Consider the following 1,056-nt stretch of genomic DNA (forward strand, 5'->3'; position numbering starts at 1 on the left):
AGTCCATGTCACCGAACGCGTCCTCGGCGCCGAGGATGTCGGTCAGCGCCGCGTACTCAGTCTTGCCGTCGACCTCGGCCGAGATCAGGCCCATGGCGATGCCGGCGACCGGGGCGCGCAGCGGCACACCGGCGTTGAGCATCGACAGGGTGGACGCGCAGACCGAGCCCATCGAGGTCGAGCCGTTGGAGCCCAGGGCCTCGGACACCTGACGGATCGCGTAGGGGAACTCCTCGCGGGTCGGCAGGACCGGCATCAGGGCGCGCTCGGCGAGCGCACCGTGGCCGATCTCGCGACGCTTGGGCGAACCCACGCGCCCGGTCTCACCGGTGCTGTAGGGCGGGAAGTTGTAGTTGTGCATGTAGCGCTTGCGCGTGACCGGCGACAACGTGTCGAGCTGCTGCTCCATGCGGAGCATGTTCAGCGTCGTGACGCCCATGATCTGGGTCTCGCCACGCTCGAAGATCGCCGAGCCGTGCACGCGCGGGAGCACCTCGACCTCGGCCGAGAGGGCGCGGATGTCCGCGAGCCCACGGCCGTCGATGCGGACCTTGTCGGTGAGGATGCGCTGACGGATCAGGCTCTTCTGCACCGAGCGGTAGGCAGCCGAGAGCTCCTTCTCGCGACCCTCGAACTGGGCCCCGAGCGACTCCTTCATCGCGTCCTTGATGGCGTCGATGCGCTCCTCGCGCTCCGCCTTGCCGGCGATCTGCAGGGCAGCAGCGAGGTCGGATGCCGTCGCGGCCTCGACCGCGGCGAACACGTCGTCCTGGTAGTCCAGGAAGATCGGGAACTCCTGGACCGGCTTCGCGGCCGTGGCGGCGAGCTCGGCCTGGGCCTCGCAGAGGACCTTGATGAACGACTTGGCGGCCTCGAGGCCCTGGGCGACGACCTCCTCGGTGGGAGCGGTCTTGCCCGCGGTCTTGACGAGGTCCCAGGTGTGCTCGGTGGACTCCGCCTCGACCATCATGATCGCGACGTCGTCACCGGCGATGCGGCCGGCGACGACCATGTCGAACGTCGAGCGCTCGATGTCGCTGAAGTTCGGGAAGGCGA

General features: G+C 68.8%; 1 protein-coding gene. It reads right to left on the reverse strand.

The window, feature by feature from the left end:
* Positions 1 to 1,056, reverse strand: a 1,056-nt coding sequence (locus tag PLL68_RS15790; protein WP_502910747.1) for a polyribonucleotide nucleotidyltransferase, incomplete at both ends; no start/stop codon positions are given.

It is taken from the genome of Ornithinibacter sp., from assembly GCF_035443565.1.
Lineage (GTDB): Bacteria > Actinomycetota > Actinomycetes > Actinomycetales > Dermatophilaceae > Fodinibacter.